Here is a 2,624-nt window from a genome sequence, read left to right as displayed (position 1 = left end):
GTACCTCAGCATAATTAATACCAATTCACGAAAGTGTTGTCACACTTTCGTGAATTAAAAACCAAATCCAGTAAGGTTTTATACCAATTCCCAAAATGGCGTTGCCATTTTGGGAATTGGTATAAAACCTGCGGCGCACGCTGCACGTGCGCCGCAGGTTTGAGATCTGGATCTTAATTATGCTGAGGTACTTATGACGTTTTCCTGTCTATAGCGATCGCCAAGAGTACTAGGACATAAACCCCAAGAATTGACTGGCGGCGCAAAGCGCCGCCAGTCAATAGAAAACCAAAATAGAGAGTTGTGGCGCAAAGCGCCGCAACTCTCTATTTTGGTTTTCTAGAGGGTCGCTTCGAGAATCTGAGCGGTGATCGCCCCTAAGATTGAAACCGTTAAGTATTTACCAATCATCGGATTGTCGCCTAAGGAATTATCCTGTTTGCAGCCTGTTAAGAATAATGACCATGCCTGTGTTGCGTTAATGGTCTGAAATCGATTAAAACTATTTGTAAAGATTAAACGCATAAATCTTATCTAATCAAAATTGAAGAATTAGTGAAGAATGCTGCATTGCTTGAAGTATTCGAGTTTCATTGCCTCAGATGAACATAGCACAGATATCGTAATAAAAGTTCACAAATCAAGAAAGATTAATCAAGAATTTAGCCTGCTGCTAGGTTGCTAGAATTTCATTGGCTACTGAGGCGATCGCTATAGTCCCGCGTACCATTCATAACCAAGATCCTCCCAATAGCCTTGCTTTTCTCCAAGTTCTTTTGTCAGTTGAATTCTTGTTACCCATTTACTGAGCTTATAGCCAAGTTTGATCGGTGAAGCGAGACGAAGGGGCGCACCATGCTCTTTGGTTAGAGGCTGTCCATTTTTTTGGTATGCCATCAGGGTTTGAGGATGCATGACCGAATCGAGATCCCAGCTTTCATAATAGCCATCAGCCGAATAGAAATAGGCATATCTAGCTTGAGGGGATGGCTGGGCGATCGCAAGCAAATCTCTGACCCTTACTCCACCCCATTGAACGATCGCTGCCCAGCCCTCAACACAAACATGGCGAATGACCATATTTCTAAAGGGTAATCTTTGCAGGTCGAGCATATTGAGACTTAGAGGATTATTCACTTCACCATCAATAATTAATCGATAGGTTTCAAGCGCGATCGCGGGAGTAAATCGAAAGGTATTTACAATTAATTTATCTGGTTCGATCGCACTAATCGGAAACTCTGGTATTGGCTGTTGGGGTTGAAAAATTAATGACTCGACTTGCTGGTTAAGAGGCTCCGATAAGCTGCCTACTAGCCCTTCCGCAAGACTGCCAAAGCCAATTGTTAACAAACCCATACCTGCCAAGGTCAAAAAACGGCGACGGGGAACGAAATCGGTATCGTCAAAGTTTAAATTTGGCGTTTGTTGAGGGTCTTCTGGCATGGCTTTTAAGTTTTTTAACGATCTTTAACAATAAAAATTAAGTCAATCCTTATCGGAGAGAACGGACTGGTCTGACCAAAACATGGAATCTAGTAAGCGATCGCCACCGACATTTCGCCCTAGTTGGGAATGTACGGCAGCTAAAAAGATTGCGATCGGGACTGCCATAAAATGGGTAATTCGCAGGGCATCCCATCCCCCAAAGCTATCTACAATCCAATAAAACTGAGCAGGCTTAAACATCCCTAATCCCGTAAAAATTGATAATAATAAAATCGGGATCATCAGGGTATAAACCAAACGATGCCAAGCATAGTTCTTCCGCTTGTTATTTTGACTAAATACTAGGGCTTTTACATCTTTGCTGCTGATATAGCGATGTCGCCATCTTCGGGTCAGCACTACATAAATTCCATACCAAAGCAAATTCAAGGCAAAGATCCACATTGTCGCAAAATGCCAATGTCTGCCCCCCGCTAACCATCCTCCTAACCCCAAAATAGGAGGAATATGTATACCCTCGCGTCCTCCAAATACGGGATTGGCATTATAAATTTGGAGCCCGCTCGCGATCATCAAAAATAAACTAACGAGACTTACCCAATGGAAAACTTTAGCTGGCAAATCTTGGTGCGGTATTTTAGTTGCCTTTGGAGTTGGTGGAGTTGGCGATCGCATGACTATTCCTAGAGGCTTTTGTTTAGATTCTAGCCGAAGCAATTGCGGGATTGAATTAAAAAAAGAGGTGACGCATTGCGCCACCTCTTTTTGAGGGTTTAGTTCAAAATACTAGATATTCTTCTAAATATATGCTGGATGTTTTAAAGATTACTGAGGCTTTTTAGCATCATCAGCAGGCTTCATAGCATCACCAGGCTTAGCATCAGGCTTCATAGCATCACCAGGCTTAGCATCAGGCTTCATAGCATCACCAGGCTTAGCATCAGGCTTCATAGCATCACCAGGCTTAGCATCAGACTTCATAGCATCACCAGCTTTGTCCTTAGAAGCATCAGGCTTCATAGCATCACCAGGCTTAGCATCAGGCTTCATAGCATCACCAGGCTTAGCATCAGGCTTCATAGCATCACCAGGCTTAGGGGTAGCTTTGTCTTTTGAAGCATCAGCAGAAGGCTTTGCAGAAGGGGTAGCATCAGCAGAAGGCTTTGCAGAAGGGG

Annotated in this window: 4 protein-coding genes; all 4 read right to left on the bottom strand. The window is 43.3% G+C overall.

What is annotated here, in order from left to right; all coding sequences use genetic code 11:
• Positions 1–339 precede the first annotated feature (339 nt).
• On the bottom strand, positions 340–525 hold the full coding sequence (locus AC805_RS13615) for a hypothetical protein (protein ID WP_009629251.1): 186 nt from the start codon (positions 523–525) through the stop codon (positions 340–342).
• 186 nt (positions 526–711) lie between these two features.
• A complete protein-coding gene (locus AC805_RS13610) occupies positions 712–1,446 on the bottom strand; it encodes a molybdopterin-dependent oxidoreductase (RefSeq protein WP_055075929.1) in 735 nt (244 codons plus the stop codon).
• Positions 1,447–1,488: 42 nt separating this feature from the next.
• Entirely contained in the window at positions 1,489–2,124 is a 636-nt protein-coding gene (locus AC805_RS13605) for a cytochrome b/b6 domain-containing protein (protein WP_055075928.1), read from the bottom strand.
• Between the two features lie 150 nt (positions 2,125–2,274).
• Positions 2,275–2,624, bottom strand: a 350-nt coding sequence (locus tag AC805_RS26305) for a hypothetical protein (protein ID WP_055075927.1), incomplete at its 5' end; no start/stop codon positions are given.

The sequence above is a fragment of the Pseudanabaena sp. 'Roaring Creek' genome, assembly GCF_001402795.1.
In the GTDB taxonomy this organism is placed as follows: Bacteria; Cyanobacteriota; Cyanobacteriia; order Pseudanabaenales; family Pseudanabaenaceae; genus Pseudanabaena.
This window is presented reverse-complemented; position numbering and strand designations above follow the sequence as displayed.